Source organism: Cupriavidus pauculus, from assembly GCF_008693385.1.
In the GTDB taxonomy this organism is placed as follows: Bacteria; Pseudomonadota; Gammaproteobacteria; order Burkholderiales; family Burkholderiaceae; genus Cupriavidus; species Cupriavidus pauculus_D.
Genome location: NZ_CP044065.1, coordinates 3,492,382 through 3,515,764, shown reverse-complemented (window position 1 = coordinate 3,515,764; position 23,383 = coordinate 3,492,382). Strand labels below are relative to the sequence as shown.

Genomic DNA, 23,383 nt, shown 5'->3' with positions numbered 1-23,383 from the left:
CGTCAATCCTCTTTCCGATTAGCCTTGGCGTTGCTTGTGGCGCGGATCCGACGAGCAGATCACACGCACCACACCGTTGCGCTTGATGATTTTGCAGTTGCGGCAAATGCGCTTCACAGAAGCCAGCACTTTCATGATTTTCCTCTTCCTTCAATTCCTGTTCGCTTCACTTCGTCCGGAAGACGATGCGCGCGCGTGACAGATCATATGGCGTCAATTCTACGGTCACCTTGTCACCCGGAAGAATCCGGATGTAGTTCATTCGCATCTTGCCGGAGATGTGGCCCAGCACTACGTGGCCATTTTCGAGCTTGACGCGGAACGTCGCGTTGGGGAGATTTTCCAGGACCTCCCCTTGCATCTGGATGACGTCGTCTTTTGCCATACCTAGAGCCTGGTCCAACCCCGCTTTATCGCAAGGTCAGGTTACCCTTGAAATTCGCCTTCTTCAGCAGGGACTCATACTGCTGCGACATGACGTACGACTGCACTTGCGCCATGAAGTCCATCGTGACGACCACGATGATCAGCAGTGAGGTTCCGCCGAAATAGAACGGAACGTTCCAGCGCAGCACCAGGAATTCAGGCAGCAGGCAGACCAGCGTGATGTAGATCGCGCCAGCCAGCGTCAATCGCACCAGAATCTTGTCGATGTAGCGCGTCGTCTGCTCGCCCGGACGAATACCCGGAATGAAGGCACCGCTTTTCTTCAGGTTGTCTGCAACTTCCCGGCTGTTGTACACCAGGGCCGTATAGAAGAAGCAGAAGAAAATAATCGCAGCCGCATACAGCAGGATGTACACCGGCTGACCCGGCGACAGCGTGGCGGCGAGGTCCTTGATGAACCGGCCAACCGAGCCTGTCGAGTCAGACGTGAACCACCCCGCGATCGTCGCCGGGAACAGAATGATCGACGACGCGAAGATCGGCGGAATCACCCCGGCCATGTTCAGCTTCAGCGGCAGGTGCGACGACTGACCGCCGTACACCTTGTTGCCGACCTGACGCTTGGCATAGTTCACGAGGATCTTGCGCTGACCGCGTTCGACAAACACCACGGCGAAGGTCACACCCACAATGATCGCCACGATCAGGATCGCCGCGATGATGCTCATGGAACCCGTACGGACCAGTTCGAACAGTCCGCCGATCGCGTTGGGCAAGCCCGCGGCGATACCACCGAAGATGATGATCGAAATCCCGTTGCCCAGTCCGCGTTCGGTGATCTGCTCACCGAGCCACATCAGGAACATCGTGCCGGTCACCAGCGTAATCACCGCCGTAGCCCGGAACATCAGGCCCGGATCGATGACCAGACCCGGCTGCGACTCCAGCGCGACTGCGATCGACAGCGCCTGGAAGGTGGCCAGAACCACCGTGCCGTAGCGCGTGTACTGCGTGATCTTCCTCTGGCCCGCCTGCCCTTCCTTCTTCAACGACTCCAGCTGCGGCAGCACGATCGTCAGCAACTGCATGATGATCGACGCCGAGATGTACGGCATGATGCCGAGCGCGAAGACGGTGAAGCGCGACAGCGCACCGCCCGAGAACAGGTTGAACATCCCGAGGATGCCACCCGACTGACTCTGGAAAAGCTTCGCGAGCTGATCCGGATCGATTCCCGGCACCGGAATATGCGCACCGATGCGGTAGACGATCAGGGCCAGCACCAGGAACATCAGACGGCGCTTTAGATCGCCGTACTTCGCAGTGTTCCTGGCTTGCGTGCTTGCGTTAGGTTTCGCCGTGGCCAAACGATGCTCCGACTATGACTCGCGTCCTGCTGCGATGGCTGCTGGTAATTACTCGGCGATCTGGCCGCCAGCGGCTTCGATCGCTGCCTTGGCACCAGCGGTGGCGCCCAGACCCTTGATCGTGACCTTGCGGGTCAGCTCACCAGCCTTGATCACCTTCGCGGTCTTGACCAGTTCGCCAACGAGGCCGGCCTGCTTCAGGACCAGAAGGTCCACTTCAGCAGCTTCCAGGCGCTCGATGTCGCGCAGGGTCACTTCGGCGGTGAACGCCTTCGTCAGCGAGGTGAAACCACGCTTCGGCAGACGACGATACAGCGGCATTTGACCGCCTTCGAAACCCACCTTGTGGAAGCCGCCCGAACGCGACTTCTGACCCTTGTGACCACGACCGGCGGTCTTGCCCAGGCCGGAGCCGATACCGCGGCCGACGCGACGCTTGGCGTGCTTCGAACCGGCGGCCGGTTTCAGGTTGTTCAGTTGCATGTTGCTCTCCGAGTTCCCGGTATCAGGCCAGAACCTTGACCAGGTACGAGACCTTGTTGATCATGCCGCGCACGGCGGGCGTGTCCTGCAGTTCCGACACCGAGTTGATTCGGCGCAGGCCCAGGCCACGGACGGTGGCGCGATGATCCTCGCGCGTGCCGATCAGGCTGCGCACGAGTTGCACTTTTACGGTTTTCTGCGACATGTCGTTCACCTTAACCGAGGATGTCTTCGACCGACTTGCCACGCTTCGCAGCGATCTCGCTCGGCGTGCTCATCTTCTGCAGGCCGTCGAGAGTGGCGCGAACCATGTTGTACGGGTTCGTCGAGCCGTGGGACTTGGTAACGACGTTCGTCACGCCCATTACTTCGAAGATGGCGCGCATCGGGCCGCCGGCGATCACGCCGGTACCTTCCTTCGCGGGCATCATCAGCACCTTGGCGGCGCCATGCTTGCCAACCACTTCGTGTTGGAGCGTGCCGTTCTTCAGCGAAACCTTGACCATCTTGCGACGGGCTTCGTCCATCGCCTTCTGCACGGCCACGGGCACTTCCTTCGCCTTGCCCTTGCCCATGCCGATGCGGCCATCGCCATCACCAACCACGGTCAGCGCGGCGAAACCGAGGATACGGCCGCCCTTCACCACCTTGGTGACGCGGTTGACCGAGATCATCTTCTCGCGGAGGCCGTCGTCGCGTTCGTCCTGCTGGACTTTTGCTTGCATCTTTGCCATGACGTATCTCTCTCTCGCTTAGAACTTGAGGCCGGCTTCGCGGGCAGCGTCAGCCAGGGCCTTCACGCGGCCGTGGAAACGGAAACCGCCGCGATCGAACGCAACGACTTCCACGCCAGCTGCCTTCGCCTTCTCGGCGACGCGCTTGCCAACCACGGTGGCGGCGGCGACGGTAGCACCGCTGCCGGTCAGTTCCTTGCGCACTTCTGCTTCGGCCGTCGAAGCCGACGCCACCACTTGGGTGCCGCACGGCGAGTAGACCTGAGCGTAGATATGCGAATTCGTACGGAACACGGTCAGACGATTGACTTTCATCTCCGCGATCTTGGCGCGGGTCTGACGTGCACGGCGCAAACGAGCGTCTTTCTTGTTCATCATTGCACCCCTTACTTCTTCTTGGTTTCCTTCAGGATGACGCGCTCGTCGGCGTAGCGAACACCCTTGCCCTTGTAGGGCTCAGGCGGACGGTACGCGCGGACTTCCGCGGCAACCTGACCGACTTTCTGCTTGTCCGCACCCTTGATGATGATCTCGGTCTGCGTCGGCGTTTCCGCCTTCACGCCGGCCGGCATCTCATGGATCACGTCGTGCGAGAAACCAAGCTGGAGCTTCAGCGCGGTGCCTTGGAGCTGGGCACGATAGCCCACGCCTACCAGGGTCAGCTTGCGCTCGAAACCGGTGGTCACGCCCTTGACCATGTTTGCCGCCAGGGCGCGCATGGTGCCTTGCAGGGCGTTAGCTTCACGCGACTCGTCTGCCGGAGCAAACGTCAGCGTGTCGTTTTCGACATTGGCCTTCACCAGGCCATGAATCGGTTGCGACAGCGTACCGAGCGGGCCCTTCACGGAGAGCACGCCGCCTGCCACATTCACTTCCGCGCCTTTCGGCAGCGCGATGGGAGCCTTACCTACACGGGACATGGTTCCTCCTTAAGCGACGTAGCAAAGAACTTCGCCGCCCACGCCGGTGGCACGTGCCTTGCGGTCGGTCATCAGACCCTTGGGGGTCGAGATGATCGCTACGCCGAGGCCGTTCATCACCTGGGGAATGTCGGTACGGCCCTTGTACACGCGCAGACCGGGCTTCGACACGCGTTCGATGCGCTCGATAACCGGACGGCCGGCGTAGTACTTGAGACCGATGGTCAGTTGTGCCTTGCCGCCATCTTCCTGGACGGCGAAGTCATCGATATAGCCTTCGTCCTTCAGGACCTTGGCGATCGCTGCTTTCAGCTTCGACGAGGGCATGACAACGGACGCCTTCTGCACGCCTTGAGCGTTGCGGATGCGCGTCAGCATATCGGCGATCGGATCGCTCATGCTCATACTGTTTCTCCTGTAGCCTGTGCGTAATTACCAGCTGGCTTTCGTCAGACCCGGGATTTCGCCCTTGAAGGCGATTTCGCGGATCTTGTTACGCGCCAGGCCAAACTTGCGGAAGGTGCCGCGGGGACGACCGGTGATCGCGCAACGGTTGCGCTGACGGGTCGGGTTCGCGTTGCGCGGGAGCTGTTGCAGCTCGAGACGCGCCAGATAACGCTCTTCTTCCGACTTTTCTTGGTCGTCGATGATGGCCTTGAGGGCAGCGCGCTTCGGGGCGAACTTCGCCACGAGCTTTGCGCGCTTCTTCTCACGTTCAATCAGAGCCAGTTTAGCCACGGTTACCCCTTAATTACGGAACGGGAACTTGAACGCACCGAGAAGCGCCTTGGCTTCTTCGTCGTTCTTCGCCGTCGTCGTGATGCTGATGTTCAGACCACGCAGTGCGTCGATCTTGTCGTACTCGATTTCGGGGAAAATGATCTGCTCTTTCACACCGATGTTGTAGTTGCCACGACCGTCGAACGAACGGCCCGACACACCACGGAAGTCACGCACACGCGGCAGTGCCACGGTCACGAAACGATCGAGGAATTCGAACATGCGCTCACCGCGCAGGGTCACCATCGCACCGATGGGGTAGCCCTGGCGAATCTTGAAGCCGGCGATAGCCTTCTTGGCCTTCGTCACCACGGGCTTCTGACCAGCGATCTTCGTCAGGTCGCCGACTGCCAGTTCAATGACCTTCTTGTCATTGATGGCTTCGCCAAGACCCATGTTCAGGGTGATCTTGGTGATGCGCGGCACTTCCATGACCGACTTGTAGCCGAATTGCTCGATCAGCTTCGGTACAACCTTCTCTTTGTAAAACTCTTGCAGACGTGCTGCCATGCTCAACTCCTATCCGTGCCCAGAATCAAGCGGCGACGACGGCGCCAGTGGTCTTCAGGAAGCGCACGCGCTTACCGTCTTCCACCTTGAAGCCGACGCGCGACGGCTTGCCATTGGCATCCACGAGCGCAACGTTGGAAATATGCAGCGGCATGACCTTGTCGACCACGCCACCAGTGGTGCCCAGCATCGGGTTCGGGCGAGCGTGCTTCTTCGCGACGTTCACGCCTTCCACGGCGATCTTCTCGCCGAGAACGGCTTGCACGGTACCGCGCTTGCCCTTGTCCTTGCCAGTCAGCACGATGACTTCATCGCCCTTGCGAATCTTGTTCATGGCGGCTCCTTACAGCACTTCCGGCGCGAGCGACACGATCTTCATGAAGCGCTCGGTACGGAGTTCACGAGTCACCGGCCCGAAGATGCGGGTGCCGATCGGCTCGAGCTTGTTGTTCAGCAGGACGGCGGCGTTGCCGTCGAACTTGACGAGCGAACCGTCCGCGCGACGCACGCCCTTGGCGGTGCGCACGACAACGGCGTTGTAGATGTCGCCCTTCTTCACGCGACCGCGCGGCGCTGCGTCCTTCACGGTCACCTTGATGATGTCGCCCACGCTCGCATAGCGGCGCTTGGACCCACCCAGCACTTTGATGCACAGCACTTCGCGCGCACCAGTGTTATCGGCCACTTCGAGCCGGCTTTCTGTCTGAATCATGGTGTTATCTTCCCAACTTAATCCGTCAGGCGAGCCTGTCGGTCAGTCTTGGTCCCGTCGGTCCAAGGCTTTGCGCCAGAACCGCTTGGGTTGATCAACTTTGAAGTCGGTAGTCACCAGACAACGAGAGCCGCGGAACTGCTACGGCAACATCATCTGGGCGGGGTTCGCCTTACAGGCCTGTCCGGTTGGTACTGCTAAGACGGGCGCAATAAAGCGGAAGTCCAGGATTATAGCAACATAACCCTGGACCTTGCAAGTCAACTTGAGAACGTTGTTCTTAGATGACGCGCGCCGCTTCTACCAGCCGGGAAACCACCCAGGACTTGGTCCGCGAGAGCGGACGCGTTTCCTGGATTTCGACCTTGTCGCCTTCCTTGTACTGGTTGGCTTCGTCGTGTGCGTGGTACTTCTTCGAACGCAGCACGTACTTGCCATACAGCGGATGCTTGACGCGGTTTTCGATCAGGACCGTTACGGTCTTGTCCATCTTGTCGCTCACAACCCGGCCAACCAGCGTGCGGCGAAGCGACGATTCCGTTTTTGCAGTTTCAGTCATTTCGAGCTTGCCTTCTCATTCAGCACGGTTTGCACCCGCGCGATGTCCTTGCGCACCTTCTTCAGCTGGCTGGTGTTCTGCAGCTGTTGGGTGGCCTTTTGCATGCGCAGGCTAAATTGGGCCTTCAGCAGCTCGGAGAGCTCCTGGTTCAGCCCGGCGGCGTCCTTGCCGCGAAGTTCGGATGCTTTCATCCCTGCTCTCCTTACGTCCCGACCTGACGCACAACGAAGTTCGTGGCGATCGGCAGCTTGGCGGCGGCAAGGCGGAACGCCTCACGTGCCAGCTCTTCACTCACGCCATCCATTTCGTACAGCATCTTGCCCGGCTGAATCTCAGCCACGTAGTACTCCGGATTGCCCTTACCGTTACCCATACGGACTTCAGCGGGCTTCTTCGAAATCGGCTTGTCCGGGAAAATCCGGATCCAGATGCGGCCGCCACGCTTGATGTGACGGGTCATCGCACGACGGGCCGATTCGATCTGGCGCGCGGTCAGACGACCACGGCCCATGGCCTTCAGGCCGAATTCGCCGAAAGACACGGCGTTACCACGGGTAGCCTTACCCGTGTTGCGGCCTTTCTGCTCCTTGCGATACTTTCTGCGCTTGGGTTGCAGCATCGTTATTCTCCACTCTTCGCATCTGCGCCCGGCGCAGCGCGGCGACCGGCACCACCACCGGCGCCACCGCGACGGTTGCCCGACGGACGGCCACCTTCGCCTTCGCGGCGACGGCCTTCCGGACGGGCCGGGCGACGGCGACGTTCGTCTTGCGGCTCTTCCACCACGGGCGCGTCATTGCGGCCCAGGTGATCCCCCTTGTAGACCCACACCTTGACACCGATGATGCCGTAGGTGGTTTCTGCTTCGGAGAAGCCGTAGTCGATGTCGGCACGCAGGGTGTGCAGGGGCACACGACCTTCGCGGTACCACTCGGTACGGGCGATTTCGATGCCGTTCAGACGACCCGAGCTCATGATCTTGATACCTTGAGCACCGAGGCGCATCGCGTTCTGCATCGCGCGCTTCATGGCGCGACGGAACATGATACGGCGCTCGAGCTGCTGGGTGATCGAGTCGGCGATCAGCTGCGCATCGGTTTCCGGCTTGCGGATTTCTTCGATGTTCACGTGCACGGGCACACCCATGCGACGTTGCAGCTCGGCCTTGAGCAGTTCGATGTCCTCACCCTTCTTGCCGATCACCACGCCCGGACGCGAGCTGTAAATGGTGAGACGTGCATTGCGGGCGGGGCGCTCGATCACGACGCGGCCAACCGATGCGTTCTTGAGCTTCTTCTTCAGGAAGTCACGAACTTCGATGTCTTCTTTCAGCATGCCGGCGAACTTCGTGTTGTTGGCGTACCAACGCGAAGCCCAGTTACGGCTGACGGCCAGACGGAAGCCAGTCGGATGAATCTTCTGTCCCATCGTGACTCCTTAGTTGCCGAGCGTCACAGTGATGTGACAGGTTTGTTTCTCGATGCGGTTGCCGCGGCCCTTTGCCCGTGCCGTGAAACGCTTGAGCGAGGTGGCCTTGTCGACGAAGATCGATTTGACCTTCAGCTCGTCGATGTCGGCGCCTTCGTTGTGCTCGGCGTTGGCGATGGCCGATTCGACCACCTTCTTCACAATACCGGCGGCCTTCTTCGGGCTGAACGTCAGGACGTTGAGCGCGCGCTCGATCGGCAGACCACGGATCTGGTCAGCGACCAGACGCGTTTTCTGGGCGGAGATGCGGGCACCGCGATGAATCGCTTTCACTTCCATGATGGCACCTTACCTCTTCGCTTTCTTGTCAGCCGCGTGGCCCTTGAACGTACGCGTGAGCGCAAATTCGCCGAGCTTGTGGCCAACCATGTTTTCCGTGACATACACCGGCACGTGTTGACGGCCGTTGTGCACGGCGATCGTCAGACCGATGAAGTCCGGCATGATGGTCGAGCGGCGCGACCATGTCTTGATGGGCTTCTTGTCCTTGCCGCTGACTGCAGCTTCCACCTTCTTCAGCAGGTGGGCGTCGCAGAACGGACCCTTTTTTGCGGAACGAGTCATATCTTTAGCTCCTACCTACCGATTAACGCTTGTGGCGCTTCTGCACGATCATGCTGGCAGTGCGCTTGTTGCTGCGGGTACGGTAGCCCTTGGTCGGGGTACCCCACGGCGAGACCGGATCGCGACCGGCGGCAGTACGACCCTCACCACCACCGTGCGGGTGGTCGACCGGGTTCATCACCACACCGCGGACGGTCGGGCGAATACCGCGCCAGCGCGTTGCACCGGCCTTGCCGATAACACGCAGGCTGTGCTCTTCGTTGCCCACTTCACCGATGGTGGCGCGGCATTCGATATGCACGCGGCGCACTTCACCGGAGCGCAGACGCACCTGGGCGTACACGCCTTCGCGGGCCAGCAGCACGGCGGAACCGCCAGCAGCGCGTGCGACTTGCGCACCCTTGCCCGGCAGGATTTCGACGTTATTGATCGTGGTACCGACCGGAATGTTGCGGATCGGCAGGTTGTTACCGGCCTTGATCGGCGCTTCCGAACCGTTCAGCAGCGATTGACCGGCAACCATGCCCTTGGTGGCGATGATGTAGCGGCGCTCACCGTCGGCGAACAGCACCAGCGCGATGTTCGCGCTGCGGTTCGGATCGTATTCCAGGCGCTCGACCTTGGCGGGGATACCGTCCTTGTCGTTGCGCTTGAAGTCGACCACACGGTAGTGGTGCTTGTGACCACCGCCCTTGTGACGGGTGGTGATGTGGCCGTTGTTGTTACGACCCGACTTCTGGAATTGCTTTTCCAGCAGCGGAGCGTGCGGCGCGCCCTTGTGAAGGTCCTTGTTGACGACCTTCACCATGGTGCGACGACCCGGCGACGTCGGCTTGGTCTTGACGAGTGCCATGATTACTTGGCCTCCGCTTCAAAATTGATTTCCTGACCCGGCTTCAGCGAAACGTAGGCCTTCTTCACGTGGTTACGACGACCCATGAAGCGACCGAAACGCTTTTGCTTGCCCTTCTGGTTCAGGATCTGAACGGACTGCACCTCGACCTTGAACAGCAGTTCGACGGCGGCCTTCACTTCGAGCTTGTTAGCATCGCGGGCCACTTCGAACACAACCTGCTCATTCTTGTCGGCGACCAGGGTTGCCTTTTCGGAAACCACCGGCGCGAGCAGCACCTGCATCAAACGATGATCGTTCTTGGCTACTTGCGTCATTTGAGCAACTCCTCGATCTGCGCGACAGCCGCCTTGGTCACGAGCACCTTCTTGTAGTGCACGAGCGAGAGCGGATCTGCCTGGCGCGGCTCGACAACTGCCACGTGCGGCAGGTTGCGCGAAGCCAGGTAGAGGTTTTCGTCGAGGCTGTCGGTGATGATCAGCACCGAGTCCAGGCCCATGGCCTTGAACTTGTCGGCCAAGAGCTTGGTCTTGGGCGCGTCGACCGTGAAACCGTCCACGACGTTGATACGACCTTCACGTGCGAGCTGCGAGTAAATCGAGCGCATACCGGCACGGAACATCTTCTTGTTGACCTTCTGGCTGAAGTTCTCTTCCGGCGAATTCGGGAAGATACGGCCGCCCCCGCGCCACAGCGGCGAGGAAGACATACCGGCACGAGCACGGCCCGTACCCTTCTGGCGCCACGGCTTCTTGGTCGTGTGCTTGACCTCTTCACGATCCTTCTGCTTACGGTTACCGCTACGCGCGTTAGCCTGGTAAGCAACCACGATCTGGTGAACGAGGGCTTCGTTGTAGTCACGGCCGAACACTTCCGGCGAGGCGTTCACGCCGGCGCCGATCTGGCCATTGTCCTGGAGGAGCTTGAGTTCCATTGATGCGCTCCTTAAGCTTTGGCTTTGGCCTTGACGGCCGGGGTAACGATGACCTTGCCGCCCTTCGAACCCGGGATGGCACCCTTGACCAGCAGCAGCTTGCGCTCTGCGTCGATCTTGGCGATCTCGAGGTTTTGGACGGTGCGGGTGACGTCACCCAGGTGGCCCGTCATGCGCTTGCCGGGGAACACACGGCCCGGATCCTGCGCCATACCGATGGAACCCGGCACGTTGTGCGAACGCGAGTTACCGTGGGTGGCACGACCCGACGCAAAGTGGTAGCGCTTGATGGTACCGGCGTAGCCCTTACCGATGCTCACGCCTTGAACGTCGATCTTCTGACCGACTTCGAAGAGGTCGACCGACAGCGCGGCGCCGGCTTGCAGCTCGGCAGCCTTTGCGGCATCGATACGGAACTCTTTGATGACTTCACCGGCTTCGACACCGGCTTTGGCGAGGTGACCCGCCAGCGGCTTGGTGACACGGCTTGCGCGTCGGCTGCCGAAGGTGACTTGAACCGCGGTATAACCGTCGGTCTCGTCCGTCTTGATTTGCGTCACGCGGTTGTCGCCGACCTCGACCACGGTAACGGGAATCGAATCACCGTCGTCCGTGAAAATACGGGTCATGCCAACCTTGCGACCTACAAGGCCAAGGCTCATGGTTTGCTCCATTCCCAGCTGCGATTGGCCGGGGCTGATTGATACACGAAAACTGTGTGAGCGGGTTGCGCGAAGAAGATTGCGCACGGCCAAAATGGCCACCCACTACCCGAAGAAACGGGTAGCCGTACACTATATCTCAGTACTTTGGAAAGAACAACAACCATCGCGCATATTTCTAGATGATCGTGTGTGTACGGTGCGCGTAGACGACGTGAATGCGACACGTTTGCGGCGCGGGGGATACTTTGAGCGCTTCCGAAAGCAAAACGGCGGACCGAAGTCCGCCGTTCCGAGCCGATCACAGGCGGCTGGCGCCGCCTGGGTTCATGCTTACACCTTGATTTCGACGTCCACGCCAGCCGGCAGGTCGAGCTTCATCAGCGCGTCCACGGTCTTGTCGGTCGGATCGACGATATCCATCAGACGCTGGTGCGTGCGGATCTCGAACTGATCGCGGCTGGTCTTGTTGACGTGCGGCGAACGCAGGATGTCGAAGCGCTGGATGCGGGTCGGCAGGGGCACGGGACCCTTGACGATCGCGCCGGTGCGCTTGGCGGTATCCACGATTTCGGCGGCCGACTGGTCGATCAGGCGATAGTCGAAAGCCTTCAGGCGGATACGGATCTTCTGGTTCTGCATGATTGTTCCTTAAAGAGCGATGGGCCAGCGGCCCGGGATAAAGGGGTCATGCCCGGAGGCACGCCCCGAAAGGATGCTTAGTCGAGGATCTTTGCCACGACGCCGGCGCCGACGGTACGGCCGCCTTCGCGGATCGCGAAGCGCAGACCTTCTTCCATGGCGATCGGGGCGATCAGCTTGACCGTGATCGACACGTTGTCACCCGGCATGACCATTTCCTTGTCCTTCGGCAGCTCGATCGAGCCGGTCACGTCGGTCGTACGGAAGTAGAACTGCGGGCGGTAGTTGTTGAAGAACGGCGTGTGACGGCCACCTTCGTCCTTCGACAGAATGTAGACCTCACCCGTGAAGTGCGTGTGCGGCTTGATCGAGCCCGGCTTGCACAGAACTTGACCACGCTCCACGTCTTCGCGCTTCGTGCCGCGCAGCAGCAGACCCACGTTGTCGCCAGCCTGACCCTGGTCCAGCAGCTTGCGGAACATTTCCACGCCCGTGCAGGTCGTCTTCACCGTCGGGCGGATACCCACGATTTCGATTTCTTCGCCGACCTTCACCACGCCGCGCTCGATACGACCCGTCACCACGGTACCGCGGCCCGAGATCGAGAACACGTCTTCCACCGGCATCAGGAACGTACCGTCAACCGCGCGCTCCGGCGTCGGGATGTACGTGTCCAGCGCGTCGGCCAGGTTCATGATCGCCACTTCGCCCAGCTCGCCCTTGTCGCCTTCCAGCGCCAGCTTGGCCGAACCCTTGATGATCGGCGTGTCGTCGCCCGGGAAGTCGTACTTCGACAGCAGCTCGCGCACTTCCATTTCCACCAGCTCGAGCAGCTCGGCGTCGTCCACCATGTCGCACTTGTTCAGGAACACGATGATGTACGGCACACCAACCTGGCGCGCCAGCAGGATGTGCTCGCGCGTCTGCGGCATCGGGCCGTCAGCGGCCGAGCACACCAGGATCGCGCCGTCCATCTGCGCCGCACCCGTGATCATGTTCTTCACATAGTCAGCGTGGCCCGGGCAGTCAACGTGGGCGTAGTGGCGGTTCGCCGTTTCGTACTCCACGTGCGCCGTGTTGATCGTGATACCACGTGCCTTCTCTTCCGGCGCCGCGTCGATTTCGTCGTACTTCTTTGCCGAGCCGCCGAACTTCGAAGCCAGCACCGTGGCGATTGCCGCCGTCAGCGTCGTCTTGCCATGGTCAACGTGACCAATCGTGCCAACGTTCACGTGCGGCTTGGTCCGTTCGAACTTTTCCTTTGCCATTTTTCAGCTCCTAATGGAATGCAGTCTGATTCAATTCATTGCGCCGCCACGCGGATCGCGCGTGGCGGCGAAGCTTTTATTGCTTGGCCTTGGCCGACATCACGGCTTCGGCAATGTTCTTCGGTGCTTCAGCGTAGTGCTTGAATTCCATGGTGTACGTGGCGCGGCCTTGCGTGGCCGAGCGCAGCGACGTGGAATAACCGAACATTTCCGACAGGGGGACTTCGGCCTTGATGATCTTGCCGCCGCCAACCATGTCGTCCATGCCCTGCACGATGCCGCGGCGGGACGACAGATCGCCCATCACGGTACCCGTGTAGTCTTCCGGCGTTTCCACTTCCACGGCCATCATCGGCTCGAGCAGCACCGGGCTGGCCTTGCGCATGGCTTCCTTGAAAGCCATCGAGCCGGCCATGCGGAACGCGTTTTCGTTCGAGTCCACGTCGTGGTACGAACCGAACGTCAGCGTGACCTTCACGTCCACCACCGGGAAGCCGGCGAGGATACCGGACGGCAGCGTGTCCACGATACCCTTTTCGACCGCGGGGATGTATTCGCGAGGAATCACACCGCCCTTGATCGCGTCGATGAACTCGAAGCCCTTGCCTTGCTCCTGCGGTTCCAGCGTGATCACGGCGTGACCGTACTGGCCACGGCCGCCCGACTGCTTGACGAACTTGCCCTCGACGCCTTCCGCGGTCTTGCGGATGGTTTCGCGGTAAGCCACCTGCGGCGCGCCGATGTTGGCTTCCACGCCGAATTCGCGCTTCATGCGGTCGACCAGAATTTCGAGGTGGAGCTCGCCCATGCCCGAAATGATGGTCTGGCCCGATTCTTCATCGGTGCGCACGCGGAACGAAGGATCTTCGGCAGCCAGGCGGTTCAGGGCGATACCCATCTTTTCCTGGTCGGCCTTGGTCTTCGGCTCGACGGCCTGCGAGATCACGGGCTCCGGGAAGATCATGCGCTCGAGCACGATCGGTGCAGCCGGATCGCACAGCGTATCGCCGGTGGTCGCGTCCTTCAGGCCGACGGCCGCGGCGATGTCGCCGGCCAGCACTTCCTTGATTTCTTCGCGCTGGTTGGCGTGCATCTGCAGAATACGGCCCAAACGCTCCTTCTTCTGCTTCACCGGGTTGTACACGGTGTCGCCCGAATTGATCTTGCCCGAGTAGACGCGGAAGAAGATCAGCTGGCCCACGAACGGGTCCGTCATGATCTTGAATGCCAGCGCCGAGAACTTCTCGCCGTCGTCGGCCTTGCGCTCGAGCTTCTTCTCGTCGTCGTTCTCGTCCACGCCCTTGACCGGCGGGATATCGACCGGCGAAGGCAGGAAGTCGATCACGGCGTCGAGCATACGCTGCACGCCCTTGTTCTTGAACGCGGTGCCGCACAGCATCGGCTGGATTTCGCAGGCGATGGTACGGTCGCGCAGTGCCTTGACGATCTCGGCACGGGTCAGCTCTTCGCCGCCCAGGTACTTTTCCATCAGCTCTTCGCTGGCTTCGGCGGCGGACTCGACCATCTTCTCGCGCCATTCGTCAGCGGTAGCCTTCAGTTCGGCCGGGATGTCCTGGTACTCGAACTTCACGCCCTGGCTGGCTTCGTCCCAGATGATCGCCTTCATTTCCAGCAGATCGACGACGCCCTGGAAGCCGTCTTCAGCGCCGATAGGCACGACGACGGGCACCGGGTTGGCCTTCAGGCGGGTCTTCAGCTGGTCGTAGACCTTGAAGAAGTTCGCGCCGGTACGGTCCATCTTGTTGACGAACGCCAGACGCGGCACGCCGTACTTGTTGGCCTGACGCCAGACGGTTTCCGACTGCGGCTGCACGCCACCCACCGCGCAGTACACCATGCAGGCGCCATCCAGCACGCGCATGGAACGCTCCACCTCGATGGTGAAGTCCACGTGTCCCGGGGTGTCGATGATGTTGAAGCGGTGCTCGGGGTAGTTGCCGCCCATGCCCTTCCAGAAGGCGGTGGTCGCAGCGGACGTGATCGTGATGCCACGCTCCTGCTCCTGCTCCATCCAGTCCATGGTGGCCGCGCCGTCGTGCACTTCACCGATCTTGTGGTTCACACCGGTGTAGAACAGGATCCGCTCGGTCGTGGTGGTTTTACCCGCGTCAATGTGAGCCGAAATACCGATGTTACGGTAGCGCTCAATGGGAGTCTTACGAGCCACTTTAATCCTCTATTTCGTCCATGAGGCGCAGACATCTCTTCGTCTACGCCCCTAACACAAACGGGCGAGATGTGTAACGACACAGCCCGCCCGGCAACCAACCGCGTAATCGCGCGCTTTAGAAGCGGAAGTGCGAGAACGCCTTGTTGGCTTCGGCCATGCGGTGCACTTCGTCGCGCTTCTTCATCGCGCCGCCACGGCCTTCCGATGCTTCGAGCAGTTCACCTGCCAGGCGCAGCGCCATCGACTTCTCGCTGCGTTTCTTCGCGGCCTCGCGCAGCCAACGCATCGCCAATGCCAGACGACGCGACGGACGAACTTCGACCGGAACCTGATAGTTGGCACCGCCAACGCGGCGGCTCTTCACTTCGACCACCGGCTTCACGTTGTTGATGGCAACGGAGAACACTTCGATCGGGGCCTTGCCTGCCTTCTTTTCGATCTGATCGAACGCGCCGTACACGATACGCTCGGCAACCGACTTCTTGCCGTCCAGCATCAGCACGTTCATGAACTTGGCAACTTCAACGTTACCGAACTTCGGATCAGGCAGAATTTCCCGCTTGGGGACTTCACGACGACGTGGCATCTTCTTTCCTCTAGATTCAGTTGAGAGCGGATTTCAATTCGCACTCTCCGGCCACCAACTAGCTTGCCTCGGTATTCGCTTCGGGCAAATTCGCCGGGTGACCACTTACTCGACGGCACGGCGCTAAACACTCCGTTGTACCGCCGCCTGGTGACAGCTCCATGACGCATGCGCCACAGGCCATCGCTTGTTGCTTCGGGCGTTATGCCCAGGTTGCCAGTTAGGCAGCCTTCGGACGCTTCGCGCCGTACTTCGAACGTGCCTGCTTGCGGTCCTTCACGCCTTGCAGGTCGAGCGAGCCACGGACGATGTGGTAACGCACACCCGGCAGATCCTTCACACGGCCGCCGCGGATCAGCACGACCGAGTGTTCCTGCAGGTTGTGGCCTTCACCGCCGATGTACGAGATGACCTCGAAACCGTTGGTCAGGCGCACCTTGGCGACCTTACGCAGTGCCGAGTTCGGCTTCTTCGGCGTCGTGGTGTACACGCGGGTGCACACGCCGCGACGCTGCGGGCAGTTCTCAAGCGCGGGGCTCTTGCTCTTGACGACTTCAGAGACGCGCGGCTTGCGAACCAGTTGGTTGATAGTTGGCATTGTTCAATCCAGCTTGGTTTTACAAAAACACCCCTCCACCGCATCAGCCGGCCGGAGGGGCACTACGAATTTTGGGCGAGAGGATTGAGCGAACGCTCGAGGGAAGGGACTGTGAAGTGACAGACTTGCCAAAGAGCGCGAGCTCGCCTGGATCCCGCCGACACAACCTGTAGCGAACAGACGTTCACATTTTCACAGGCGCGCGAAATCCGAAGCCAAAAACTCGAATCTGGCACTATAGCGGGGTGACTGGCAACGGTCAAGCGTCTCGGCGGTATACCGCGACAGGTATACCGAGCGCGCCCGATTACGGCACCGCGCGCAGTGTTTCGAGGATGTCGTCGCCGTACCGTTCGAGCTTCGAGGCACCGATGCCGGGCACTTCCGCGAGGGCATCGTGGGTTTCGGGCGCACTGCGCGCGAGCTCTGCCAGCGTGGCGTCATGGAAGATGACATAGGCCGGTACGCCGTGCTCGCGCGCGGTTTCCGTGCGCCAGCGGCGCAGCGCTTCCCAGTTGGCCAGCGCATCCTCGTCCATGTCCGCGGTATGGTCGGTGCGGCTGCCCCGTGCGGCCCGGTCGGTGCTCCGGCCGGGCTTGCTGACCTGCCGCCGCAGCGTGATCGACTGCTCGCCCTTGAGTACTGCGCGCGCGGAATCGCCGAGCAGCAGCGCACCGTGGCCGCCGTGGTCGATGACGAGCAGCCCGTGCGCGATCAGCTGGCGGAAGATCGCATGCCAGTCGGACACCGAGCGGTCGGCGCCGATGCCGAAGGTGGACACCTTGTCGTGCCCCCACTGCCGCACCTTTTCCGAGGCATTGCCGCGCAGCACGTCGATCAGGTGCGTCGCTCCGAAATGCACGCGGCTGGCCTGGGCGGTCCGGTAGACGCAGGACAGCGCCATCTGCGCCTCGCGCGTGCCGTCCCAGGTCGCGGGCGGCTCGAGGCACGTATCGCAGTTGCCGCAGGGCTCGGCGGACTCGTCGAAGTACGCAAGAATCCGTACGCGCCGGCATCCCGGCGTCTCGCACAAACCCAGCAGGGCATCGAGCTTCGACGAGGAGACGCGCTTGTGCGCTTCGTCTGCCTCGGACTCGTCGATCATGCGCTTCTGCTGCACGACGTCCCCCAGGCCATAAGCCATCCAGGCATTGGCGGGCAGGCCGTCGCGGCCGGCGCGGCCGGTCTCCTGGTAATAGCCCTCCATGCTCTTGGGCAGATCCAGATGGGCGACGAACCGGACATCGGGCTTGTCGATCCCCATGCCGAACGCGATGGTCGCGACCATCACGATGCCTTCTTCCTCGCGGAAACGCGCCTGATGGTGCTGGCGCACCTGCGCATCCATGCCCGCGTGGTATCCGAGCGCCTGAATGCCATGGCTCGCGAGCCAGCTCGCGGTCTCTTCGACCTTCTTGCGCGACAGGCAATAGACGATGCCGCTGTCGTGCGACCCGCCAGCCCCCATGTGCTCGGCCTTGATAAAGGCCAGCAGCTGCTGGCGCGCGTTGTCCTTCTCGACGATGCGATAGCGAATATTGGGCCGGTCGAAGCTGGAGATAAACACGCGCGCTTCGTCCAGCGCGAGCCGTTCGACGATCTCGTTGCGCGTGACCGCATCGGCGGTGGCGGTCAGCGCGATGCGCGGCACGCGCGGGAACCGCTCGTGCAGTACCGACAGCTGGATGTACTCGGGGCGGAAATCGTGGCCCCACTGCGATACGCAGTGGGCCTCGTCGATCGCGAACACGCCGACGCGGGTGCGTTCGAGCAGATCGAGGAAGCGCGGGGTCATCAGCCGCTCCGGCGCCACGTAGAGGATCTCGAGCCGGCCCGCGAGCAGGTCACGCTCGACCGCGGACGCCTCCGCGCTGGTCAGCGTGGAGTTGAGCACGGCCGCATGGACACCCGCTTCCGTGAGCGCGGCCACCTGATCCTGCATCAACGCGATCAGCGGCGACACGACGATGCCCGTGCCATGGCCCGCTCGCTGCCGCAGCAGCGCGGGAATCTGATAGCACAACGACTTGCCGCCGCCCGTAGGCATGAGCACGAGGCTGTCGCCGCCGTCGGCGACATGGTCGATGATCTCCGCCTGCCGGCCGCGAAAGGCGTGGTAGCCGAAGACATCCTTGAGAATCGCCAGCGCGCGCGACATAGACAACGGAAATGCGGAAAGCCGTAAAGGCCGTAACCTTACCACTAAGCCCCGTGCCTGAAGCCGGCATGTTTGCAATCAGCGCTGACATGGGTTCGCCGGGGCGCACGGATACGGCATCGCATCCCCCCTCCCGCCCGGCGGCGGAAATCCCGTATCCGTGGGCCAGCGCTGTTCGGGCGGCGGCGCCACGCCGCCCCGGTCGGGCGCGCCGGGGCGTTGCGAGGCCTCGTGCCGGCGCAGCGCCTCCAGTTGCGCGCAATCGTCGGGGGACGTGGGCCGGCCACTTGCGCAGGCGCGCTCGACGCGCTCGCGCGTGTGCAAATCATTGAGGTTCAGCATCGCGGCGCCGGGCGTGAGGTCGAGCCATGCCTTCGGCGCGGCCTGCGTCACCGACGCGCCGGGAGACAGCCGGGAGGCGGCCTGCGGCCCCGCATCGCCCGGGAACGCCAGGGCGCACAGCGCGGCGACGGTCAGCGGCATGGGACAGAGCAACAGCGGGCCAACGGTCACGGACGCCTCCTTTGCGTGCGATCGACACGCATAGCATCCGCATGCACCAGAAAACAGGAAATCGCATTCCCGCGAAATATGCGCAACACGCGCGCGGCAGGCAAAAAAAAACCCGGCCAGAAGGCCGGGCTTTTCACGTCGCCACCACAGGGGTGGCGAGATGCGGGGCTCAGACTGCGTCGCCGTCGCCTTCGGTCGCCTGCACCACCGGCGGCTCGATGAAGAGCGATTGCTCTTCGTCCGAGATCGCCTGGGCGCGTTCGCGTTCGGCTGCCTCGCGCGCCTTGCGGGCACGGTGGTAGGCCAGGCCGGTACCGGCGGGGATCAGACGACCCACGATCACGTTTTCCTTCAGACCACGCAGGTCGTCGGTCTTGCCCATGATCGCGGCTTCCGTCAGCACGCGCGTCGTTTCCTGGAACGATGCCGCCGAGATGAAGCTGTCCGTGGACAGCGACGCCTTGGTGATACCGAGCAGCAGGTTCTCGTACGTGGCCGGACGCTTGCCGTCGGCAATCACGCGATCGTTCTCGTCGAGCAGTTCCGAACGCTCCACCTGTTCACCCGGGATGAACTTGGTGTCGCCCACGTCCACGATCTGAACACGGCGCAGCATCTGACGCACGATCACTTCGATGTGCTTGTCGTTGATCTTCACGCCCTGCAGACGGTACACGTCCTGCACTTCGTCGACGATGTAGTGCGCGAGTTCCTCGATGCCCTTCAGGCGCAGGATGTCGTGCGGGTCCGCCGGACCTTCCACGATCATTTCGCCCTTGTTCACCACCTGGCCATCGTGCACCAGCACCTGCTTTTCCTTGGCGATCAGGAACTCGTGCGCATTGCCGTCGAGATCCGTGATGACCAGACGCTGCTTGCCCTTGGTGTCCTTGCCGAACGACGTCGTGCCGGTGACTTCCGCCAGCACGGCGGCATCCTTCGGCGAACGCGCTTCGAACAGCTCGGCCACACGCGGCAGACCACCGGTAATGTCGCGGGTCTTCTGCGACTCGGTCGGGATACGCGCGAGCACTTCACCCACGTGCACCTGCTGACCGTCCTTCACGGTGATCAGTGCGCCAACCTGGAAGCCGATGGTCACGGAGTGGTCCGTGCCCGGGATCTTCACTTCCTGGTTGTTCGCGTCCAGCAGCTTCACCTGCGGGCGCAGACCCTTCGTCGCGGCGGTACGGCGCTTGGCGTCGATGACGACCAGCGTCGACAGGCCCGTCACTTCGTCCATCTGCTTCGCAACGGTCACGCCTTCCTCGACGTTCTCGAACTTGATGGTGCCCGAGTACTCCGAGACGATCGGACGCGTCAGTGCATCCCACGTGGCCAGCTGCGTACCGGCCTTGATCGACTGACCGTCCTGCACCAGCAGCGTGGCGCCGTACGGGATCTTGTGACGCTCGCGCTCGCGGCCATGGTCGTCCGTGATCAGCGTCTCGCCCGAACGCGAGATCACGATCAGTTCACCCTTGGCGTTGGTCACGTAGCGCATGGTCGCCGTGAAGCGGACCGTACCGGTCGCCTTGGCTTCCACGCTCGAGGCCACTGCCGCACGCGATGCCGCACCACCGATGTGGAACGTACGCATGGTCAGCTGGGTACCCGGCTCACCGATCGACTGCGCGGCAATCACGCCCACCGCTTCGCCGGAGTTCACCAGCACGCCACGGCCCAGATCGCGGCCATAGCACTTCGCGCACAGACCGTAGCGCGTGTCGCACGACAGCGGCGTGCGCACCTTCACTTCGTCCACGCCCAGGCTGTCGATCAGGTCCACCAGATCTTCGTCGAGCAGCGTGCCCGTCTCGATCGCGGTTTCCTGCGTTTCCGGGTTCACCACGTCGGCCACGGTCACGCGGCCGAGGATACGGTCGCGCAGGGCTTCGATGACTTCACCGCCTTCGACCAGCGCCTTCATGGCCACGCCGTTCGACGTACCGCAATCGTCTTCCACCACGACCAGATCCTGCGTCACGTCGACCAGACGACGGGTCAGGTAACCCGAGTTCGCGGTCTTCAGTGCCGTATCCGCCAGGCCCTTACGCGCGCCGTGGGTCGAGATGAAGTACTGCAGAACGTTCAGGCCTTCACGGAAGTTCGCCGTAATCGGCGTTTCGATGATCGAGCCATCCGGCTTGGCCATCAGGCCCCGCATGCCGGCCAGCTGACGAATCTGCGCCGCGGAACCCCGCGCGCCCGAGTCGGCCATCATGTAGATCGAGTTGAACGATTCCTGCTTGACGGTCTTGCCCTCGCGGTCAACCACGTCTTCGTGCTGGAGCTGTTCCATCATCGCCTTGCCCACCTGGTCGCCGGCGGCGCCCCAGATGTCCACGACGTTGTTGTAACGCTCCTGGTCCGTCACCAGACCCGACATGTACTGCTTGTCGTATTCCTTCACCTTGGCAGCCGCTTCGGAGATGATCTTCTCCTTTTGCGGCGGCACCAGCATGTCGTCGATCGCGATCGAGATACCGGCGCGCGTAGCCAGACGGAAGCCCGACTGCAGCAGCTTGTCCGCGAAGATCACCGTTTCGCGCAGACCGCACTTGCGGAATGCCGTGTTGATCAGGCGCGAGATTTCCTTCTTCTTCAGCGGCTTGTTCAGCACCGAGAACGGCAGACCCTTCGGCAGGATCTCGGACAGGATCGCGCGGCCGACCGTCGTGGCCTGCAGCGTGATCTTCGGCGCAAAGCGGGCATCGCCCTGCGCGTCCTTGTCCACGAGGTCGTACTCGACGATACGCACGTTCACGCGGGAAGCCAGTTCGACCTCCTTGTTCTCGTACGCACGCAGCACTTCGCTCACGTCGGCAAAGGTCATGCCTTCGCCCTTGCCGTTGATCTTGTCGCGGGTCGTGTAGTACAGACCCAGCACCACGTCCTGCGACGGCACGATCGACGGATCGCCGTTGGCCGGGAACAGCACGTTGTTCGACGCCAGCATCAGCGTGCGCGCTTCCATCTGCGCTTCCAGCGACAGCGGCACGTGAACGGCCATCTGGTCACCGTCGAAGTCGGCGTTGAACGCCGCGCAGACGAGCGGGTGCAGCTGGATGGCCTTGCCTTCGATCAGCACGGGTTCGAACGCCTGGATACCCAGACGGTGCAGCGTCGGCGCGCGGTTCAGCATCACCGGGTGCTCGCGGATCACCTCTTCGAGGATGTCCCACACCACCGGCGTCTGGCTTTCCACTTCCTTCTTCGCCGCCTTGATCGTGGTGGCGATGCCCATCGTTTCCAGCTTGTGGAAGATGAAAGGCTTGAACAGTTCGAGCGCCATCAGCTTGGGCAGGCCGCACTGATGCAGCTTGAGCGTCGGGCCCACCACGATGACCGAACGGCCCGAGTAGTCCACGCGCTTGCCCAGCAGGTTCTGACGGAAACGACCGCCCTTACCCTTGATCATTTCGGCGAGCGACTTCAGCGGACGCTTGTTGGCGCCGGTCATCGCCTTGCCGCGACGGCCGTTGTCCAGCAGCGAGTCCACTGCTTCCTGCAGCATGCGCTTTTCGTTGCGCACGATGATCTCGGGCGCCTTCAGCTCGAGCAGACGCTTCAACCGGTTGTTACGGTTGATCACGCGGCGGTACAGATCGTTCAGGTCCGAGGTCGCGAAGCGGCCGCCATCCAGCGGCACCAGCGGGCGCAGCTCGGGCGGCAGCACCGGCAGCACTTCGAGGATCATCCACTCGGGCTTGATGCCCGAACGCTGGAAGGCCTCGAGCACCTTCAGGCGCTTGGCGAACTTCTTGATCTTGGCTTCCGAACCCGTGGCCTGCAGTTCGGCGCGGATCTGTTCGATCTGCTTCTCGATGTCGATGCCGCGCAGCAGTTCACGGATGCCCTCGGCACCCATCATCGCCACGAACTCGCCCTCGCCGTACTCGTCGCATTTCGCGATGTAGTCGTCCTCGGACATGATCTGGCTCTTCTTGAGCGGGGTCATGCCGGGCTCGAGCACCACGAACGCTTCGAAGTACAGCACGCGCTCGATGTCGCGCAGCGTCATGTCCAGGACCATGCCCAGACGCGACGGCAGCGACTTCAGGAACCAGATGTGCGCGGTCGGCGCAGCCAGTTCGATGTGGCCCATGCGCTCGCGGCGAACCTTGGCCAGCGTTACTTCCACGCCGCACTTCTCGCAGATCACGCCGCGGTGCTTCAGGCGCTTGTACTTGCCGCACAGGCACTCGTAGTCCTTGATCGGGCCAAAGATCTTGGCGCAGAACAGACCATCGCGCTCGGGCTTGAACGTGCGGTAGTTGATCGTTTCCGGCTTCTTCACTTCACCGTACGACCACGAACGGATCTTCTCGGGCGAGGCGAGACCGATCTTGATCGCGTCGAACTGCTCTTCCTGCTGTACCTGCTTAAAGAGATCGAGCAATGCTTTCATTGCAACTCCTTGTTTCGCCACCCTCCCGGACATTGTCCGAAGGGGTGGCATTCATCCTGTGAG

31 protein-coding genes are annotated in these 23,383 nt (G+C 61.8%); all 31 read right to left on the bottom strand.

Going from position 1 to position 23,383, the window contains the following annotated elements; all coding sequences use genetic code 11:
* Window positions 1-18: 18 nt before the first annotated feature.
* Window positions 19-135, bottom strand: coding sequence for a 50S ribosomal protein L36 (gene rpmJ, locus FOB72_RS16165; RefSeq protein WP_008642959.1), 117 nt, complete (start codon window positions 133-135; stop codon window positions 19-21).
* 31 nt (window positions 136-166) lie between these two features.
* Entirely contained in the window at window positions 167-385 is a 219-nt protein-coding gene (gene infA, locus FOB72_RS16160; protein ID WP_010812378.1) for a translation initiation factor IF-1, read from the bottom strand.
* Between the two features lie 25 nt (window positions 386-410).
* Window positions 411-1,754 carry a preprotein translocase subunit SecY gene (gene secY, locus FOB72_RS16155; RefSeq protein ID WP_150373514.1) on the bottom strand — a complete coding sequence of 448 codons (1,344 nt, stop codon included), beginning with the start codon at window positions 1,752-1,754 and terminating at the stop codon, window positions 411-413.
* Window positions 1,755-1,802: 48 nt separating this feature from the next.
* Complete coding sequence (rplO, locus tag FOB72_RS16150) at window positions 1,803-2,237, bottom strand: 50S ribosomal protein L15 (RefSeq protein WP_109585094.1); 435 nt, start codon at window positions 2,235-2,237, stop codon at window positions 1,803-1,805.
* Between the two features lie 22 nt (window positions 2,238-2,259).
* The gene (gene rpmD, locus FOB72_RS16145) at window positions 2,260-2,442 is read right to left on the bottom strand and encodes a 50S ribosomal protein L30 (protein WP_010812381.1); all 183 of its coding nucleotides are present in this window, start codon (window positions 2,440-2,442) and stop codon (window positions 2,260-2,262) included.
* 10 nt (window positions 2,443-2,452) lie between these two features.
* The gene (gene rpsE / locus FOB72_RS16140) at window positions 2,453-2,971 is read right to left on the bottom strand and encodes a 30S ribosomal protein S5 (protein WP_011299302.1); all 519 of its coding nucleotides are present in this window, start codon (window positions 2,969-2,971) and stop codon (window positions 2,453-2,455) included.
* 18 nt (window positions 2,972-2,989) lie between these two features.
* Window positions 2,990-3,346: a 50S ribosomal protein L18 gene (rplR, locus tag FOB72_RS16135; RefSeq protein ID WP_109585218.1), complete on the bottom strand. Its 357-nt coding sequence runs from the start codon at window positions 3,344-3,346 to the stop codon at window positions 2,990-2,992.
* A gap of 11 nt (window positions 3,347-3,357) precedes the next feature.
* Entirely contained in the window at window positions 3,358-3,891 is a 534-nt protein-coding gene (rplF, locus tag FOB72_RS16130; protein ID WP_109585092.1) for a 50S ribosomal protein L6, read from the bottom strand.
* A 9-nt stretch (window positions 3,892-3,900) separates the two neighbouring features.
* Window positions 3,901-4,296, bottom strand: coding sequence for a 30S ribosomal protein S8 (gene rpsH / locus FOB72_RS16125; RefSeq protein ID WP_109585091.1), 396 nt, complete (start codon window positions 4,294-4,296; stop codon window positions 3,901-3,903).
* Window positions 4,297-4,323: 27 nt separating this feature from the next.
* Entirely contained in the window at window positions 4,324-4,629 is a 306-nt protein-coding gene (gene rpsN / locus FOB72_RS16120) for a 30S ribosomal protein S14 (protein WP_109585090.1), read from the bottom strand.
* Window positions 4,630-4,638: 9 nt separating this feature from the next.
* The gene (gene rplE, locus FOB72_RS16115) at window positions 4,639-5,181 is read right to left on the bottom strand and encodes a 50S ribosomal protein L5 (protein ID WP_109585089.1); all 543 of its coding nucleotides are present in this window, start codon (window positions 5,179-5,181) and stop codon (window positions 4,639-4,641) included.
* Window positions 5,182-5,206: 25 nt separating this feature from the next.
* Window positions 5,207-5,515, bottom strand: coding sequence for a 50S ribosomal protein L24 (rplX, locus tag FOB72_RS16110; protein WP_150373513.1), 309 nt, complete (start codon window positions 5,513-5,515; stop codon window positions 5,207-5,209).
* A 9-nt stretch (window positions 5,516-5,524) separates the two neighbouring features.
* Complete coding sequence (rplN, locus tag FOB72_RS16105; protein WP_006576237.1) at window positions 5,525-5,893, bottom strand: 50S ribosomal protein L14; 369 nt, start codon at window positions 5,891-5,893, stop codon at window positions 5,525-5,527.
* Window positions 5,894-6,173: 280 nt separating this feature from the next.
* Window positions 6,174-6,452, bottom strand: a complete 279-nt coding sequence (gene rpsQ / locus FOB72_RS16100) for a 30S ribosomal protein S17 (protein WP_150373512.1) — start codon at window positions 6,450-6,452, stop codon at window positions 6,174-6,176.
* On the bottom strand, window positions 6,449-6,643 hold the full coding sequence (rpmC, locus tag FOB72_RS16095) for a 50S ribosomal protein L29 (protein WP_109585086.1): 195 nt from the start codon (window positions 6,641-6,643) through the stop codon (window positions 6,449-6,451). The genes rpsQ and rpmC overlap by 4 nt, the downstream gene beginning before the upstream one ends.
* Before the next feature lie 11 nt (window positions 6,644-6,654).
* The gene (rplP, locus tag FOB72_RS16090; RefSeq protein ID WP_006576240.1) at window positions 6,655-7,071 is read right to left on the bottom strand and encodes a 50S ribosomal protein L16; all 417 of its coding nucleotides are present in this window, start codon (window positions 7,069-7,071) and stop codon (window positions 6,655-6,657) included.
* A 2-nt stretch (window positions 7,072-7,073) separates the two neighbouring features.
* The gene (rpsC, locus tag FOB72_RS16085) at window positions 7,074-7,880 is read right to left on the bottom strand and encodes a 30S ribosomal protein S3 (protein WP_150373511.1); all 807 of its coding nucleotides are present in this window, start codon (window positions 7,878-7,880) and stop codon (window positions 7,074-7,076) included.
* Window positions 7,881-7,889: 9 nt separating this feature from the next.
* Window positions 7,890-8,219, bottom strand: coding sequence for a 50S ribosomal protein L22 (gene rplV, locus FOB72_RS16080; protein WP_010812393.1), 330 nt, complete (start codon window positions 8,217-8,219; stop codon window positions 7,890-7,892).
* Between the two features lie 9 nt (window positions 8,220-8,228).
* Window positions 8,229-8,504 carry a 30S ribosomal protein S19 gene (rpsS, locus tag FOB72_RS16075; protein WP_109585084.1) on the bottom strand — a complete coding sequence of 92 codons (276 nt, stop codon included), beginning with the start codon at window positions 8,502-8,504 and terminating at the stop codon, window positions 8,229-8,231.
* Between the two features lie 22 nt (window positions 8,505-8,526).
* Window positions 8,527-9,357, bottom strand: a complete 831-nt coding sequence (gene rplB, locus FOB72_RS16070) for a 50S ribosomal protein L2 (RefSeq protein ID WP_150373510.1) — start codon at window positions 9,355-9,357, stop codon at window positions 8,527-8,529.
* Window positions 9,358-9,359: 2 nt separating this feature from the next.
* Window positions 9,360-9,674 carry a 50S ribosomal protein L23 gene (gene rplW / locus FOB72_RS16065; protein ID WP_109585082.1) on the bottom strand — a complete coding sequence of 105 codons (315 nt, stop codon included), beginning with the start codon at window positions 9,672-9,674 and terminating at the stop codon, window positions 9,360-9,362.
* Window positions 9,671-10,291, bottom strand: a complete 621-nt coding sequence (gene rplD / locus FOB72_RS16060) for a 50S ribosomal protein L4 (protein ID WP_150373509.1) — start codon at window positions 10,289-10,291, stop codon at window positions 9,671-9,673. Before rplD ends, rplW begins: the two co-directional genes overlap by 4 nt.
* An 11-nt stretch (window positions 10,292-10,302) precedes the next feature.
* A complete protein-coding gene (gene rplC, locus FOB72_RS16055; protein ID WP_115955550.1) occupies window positions 10,303-10,953 on the bottom strand; it encodes a 50S ribosomal protein L3 in 651 nt (216 codons plus the stop codon).
* A gap of 333 nt (window positions 10,954-11,286) precedes the next feature.
* Window positions 11,287-11,595: a 30S ribosomal protein S10 gene (rpsJ, locus tag FOB72_RS16050; protein WP_006160488.1), complete on the bottom strand. Its 309-nt coding sequence runs from the start codon at window positions 11,593-11,595 to the stop codon at window positions 11,287-11,289.
* A gap of 77 nt (window positions 11,596-11,672) precedes the next feature.
* Window positions 11,673-12,863, bottom strand: a complete 1,191-nt coding sequence (tuf, locus tag FOB72_RS16045) for an elongation factor Tu (protein ID WP_150373502.1) — start codon at window positions 12,861-12,863, stop codon at window positions 11,673-11,675.
* 76 nt (window positions 12,864-12,939) lie between these two features.
* Window positions 12,940-15,051, bottom strand: coding sequence for an elongation factor G (gene fusA, locus FOB72_RS16040; RefSeq protein ID WP_150373508.1), 2,112 nt, complete (start codon window positions 15,049-15,051; stop codon window positions 12,940-12,942).
* 118 nt (window positions 15,052-15,169) lie between these two features.
* Entirely contained in the window at window positions 15,170-15,640 is a 471-nt protein-coding gene (gene rpsG, locus FOB72_RS16035) for a 30S ribosomal protein S7 (RefSeq protein ID WP_109585078.1), read from the bottom strand.
* 220 nt (window positions 15,641-15,860) lie between these two features.
* Complete coding sequence (gene rpsL / locus FOB72_RS16030; protein WP_010810460.1) at window positions 15,861-16,238, bottom strand: 30S ribosomal protein S12; 378 nt, start codon at window positions 16,236-16,238, stop codon at window positions 15,861-15,863.
* 307 nt (window positions 16,239-16,545) lie between these two features.
* Window positions 16,546-18,396: a DNA helicase RecQ gene (gene recQ, locus FOB72_RS16025; RefSeq protein ID WP_150373946.1), complete on the bottom strand. Its 1,851-nt coding sequence runs from the start codon at window positions 18,394-18,396 to the stop codon at window positions 16,546-16,548.
* A gap of 78 nt (window positions 18,397-18,474) precedes the next feature.
* Window positions 18,475-18,909, bottom strand: a complete 435-nt coding sequence (locus tag FOB72_RS16020) for a hypothetical protein (protein WP_150373507.1) — start codon at window positions 18,907-18,909, stop codon at window positions 18,475-18,477.
* A 169-nt stretch (window positions 18,910-19,078) separates the two neighbouring features.
* Entirely contained in the window at window positions 19,079-23,320 is a 4,242-nt protein-coding gene (rpoC, locus tag FOB72_RS16015) for a DNA-directed RNA polymerase subunit beta' (RefSeq protein ID WP_150373506.1), read from the bottom strand.
* Window positions 23,321-23,383: the final 63 nt, after the last annotated feature.

Bases quoted from the DNA above. Each gene is read 5' to 3' on its own strand.
- rpsJ (WP_006160488.1), bottom strand. From the start codon at position 11,595: ATGCAGAACCAGAAGATCCGTATCCGCCTGAAGGCTTTCGACTATCGC.
- rpsC (WP_150373511.1), bottom strand. From the start codon at position 7,880: ATGGGACAGAAGATTCATCCGACTGGCTTCCGTCTGGCCGTCAGCCGT.
- rpsS (WP_109585084.1), bottom strand. From the start codon at position 8,504: ATGACTCGTTCCGCAAAAAAGGGTCCGTTCTGCGACGCCCACCTGCTG.
- rplD (WP_150373509.1), bottom strand. From the start codon at position 10,291: ATGGAACTCAAGCTCCTCCAGGACAATGGCCAGATCGGCGCCGGCGTG.
- rpmC (WP_109585086.1), bottom strand. From the start codon at position 6,643: ATGAAAGCATCCGAACTTCGCGGCAAGGACGCCGCCGGGCTGAACCAG.
- rplE (WP_109585089.1), bottom strand. From the start codon at position 5,181: ATGGCAGCACGTCTGCAAGAGTTTTACAAAGAGAAGGTTGTACCGAAG.
- rpmJ (WP_008642959.1), bottom strand. From the start codon at position 135: ATGAAAGTGCTGGCTTCTGTGAAGCGCATTTGCCGCAACTGCAAAATC.
- rpsG (WP_109585078.1), bottom strand. From the start codon at position 15,640: ATGCCACGTCGTCGTGAAGTCCCCAAGCGGGAAATTCTGCCTGATCCG.
- rplX (WP_150373513.1), bottom strand. From the start codon at position 5,515: ATGAACAAGATTCGCAAGGGCGATGAAGTCATCGTGCTGACTGGCAAG.
- rpsE (WP_011299302.1), bottom strand. From the start codon at position 2,971: ATGGCAAAGATGCAAGCAAAAGTCCAGCAGGACGAACGCGACGACGGC.
- rplN (WP_006576237.1), bottom strand. From the start codon at position 5,893: ATGATTCAGACAGAAAGCCGGCTCGAAGTGGCCGATAACACTGGTGCG.
- rplR (WP_109585218.1), bottom strand. From the start codon at position 3,346: ATGAACAAGAAAGACGCTCGTTTGCGCCGTGCACGTCAGACCCGCGCC.
- rplC (WP_115955550.1), bottom strand. From the start codon at position 10,953: ATGAGCCTTGGCCTTGTAGGTCGCAAGGTTGGCATGACCCGTATTTTC.
- rplB (WP_150373510.1), bottom strand. From the start codon at position 9,357: ATGGCACTCGTCAAGACCAAGCCGACGTCGCCGGGTCGTCGCACCATG.
- rpmD (WP_010812381.1), bottom strand. From the start codon at position 2,442: ATGTCGCAGAAAACCGTAAAAGTGCAACTCGTGCGCAGCCTGATCGGC.
- recQ (WP_150373946.1), bottom strand. From the start codon at position 18,396: ATGTCGCGCGCGCTGGCGATTCTCAAGGATGTCTTCGGCTACCACGCC.
- rplW (WP_109585082.1), bottom strand. From the start codon at position 9,674: ATGACGCAAGTAGCCAAGAACGATCATCGTTTGATGCAGGTGCTGCTC.
- rplF (WP_109585092.1), bottom strand. From the start codon at position 3,891: ATGTCCCGTGTAGGTAAGGCTCCCATCGCGCTGCCGAAAGGCGCGGAA.
- rpsQ (WP_150373512.1), bottom strand. From the start codon at position 6,452: ATGACTGAAACTGCAAAAACGGAATCGTCGCTTCGCCGCACGCTGGTT.
- infA (WP_010812378.1), bottom strand. From the start codon at position 385: ATGGCAAAAGACGACGTCATCCAGATGCAAGGGGAGGTCCTGGAAAAT.
- rpsL (WP_010810460.1), bottom strand. From the start codon at position 16,238: ATGCCAACTATCAACCAACTGGTTCGCAAGCCGCGCGTCTCTGAAGTC.
- rplV (WP_010812393.1), bottom strand. From the start codon at position 8,219: ATGGAAGTGAAAGCGATTCATCGCGGTGCCCGCATCTCCGCCCAGAAA.
- rpoC (WP_150373506.1), bottom strand. From the start codon at position 23,320: ATGAAAGCATTGCTCGATCTCTTTAAGCAGGTACAGCAGGAAGAGCAG.
- rplO (WP_109585094.1), bottom strand. From the start codon at position 2,237: ATGCAACTGAACAACCTGAAACCGGCCGCCGGTTCGAAGCACGCCAAG.
- tuf (WP_150373502.1), bottom strand. From the start codon at position 12,863: ATGGCAAAGGAAAAGTTCGAACGGACCAAGCCGCACGTGAACGTTGGC.
- rplP (WP_006576240.1), bottom strand. From the start codon at position 7,071: ATGCTGCAACCCAAGCGCAGAAAGTATCGCAAGGAGCAGAAAGGCCGC.
- rpsH (WP_109585091.1), bottom strand. From the start codon at position 4,296: ATGAGCATGAGCGATCCGATCGCCGATATGCTGACGCGCATCCGCAAC.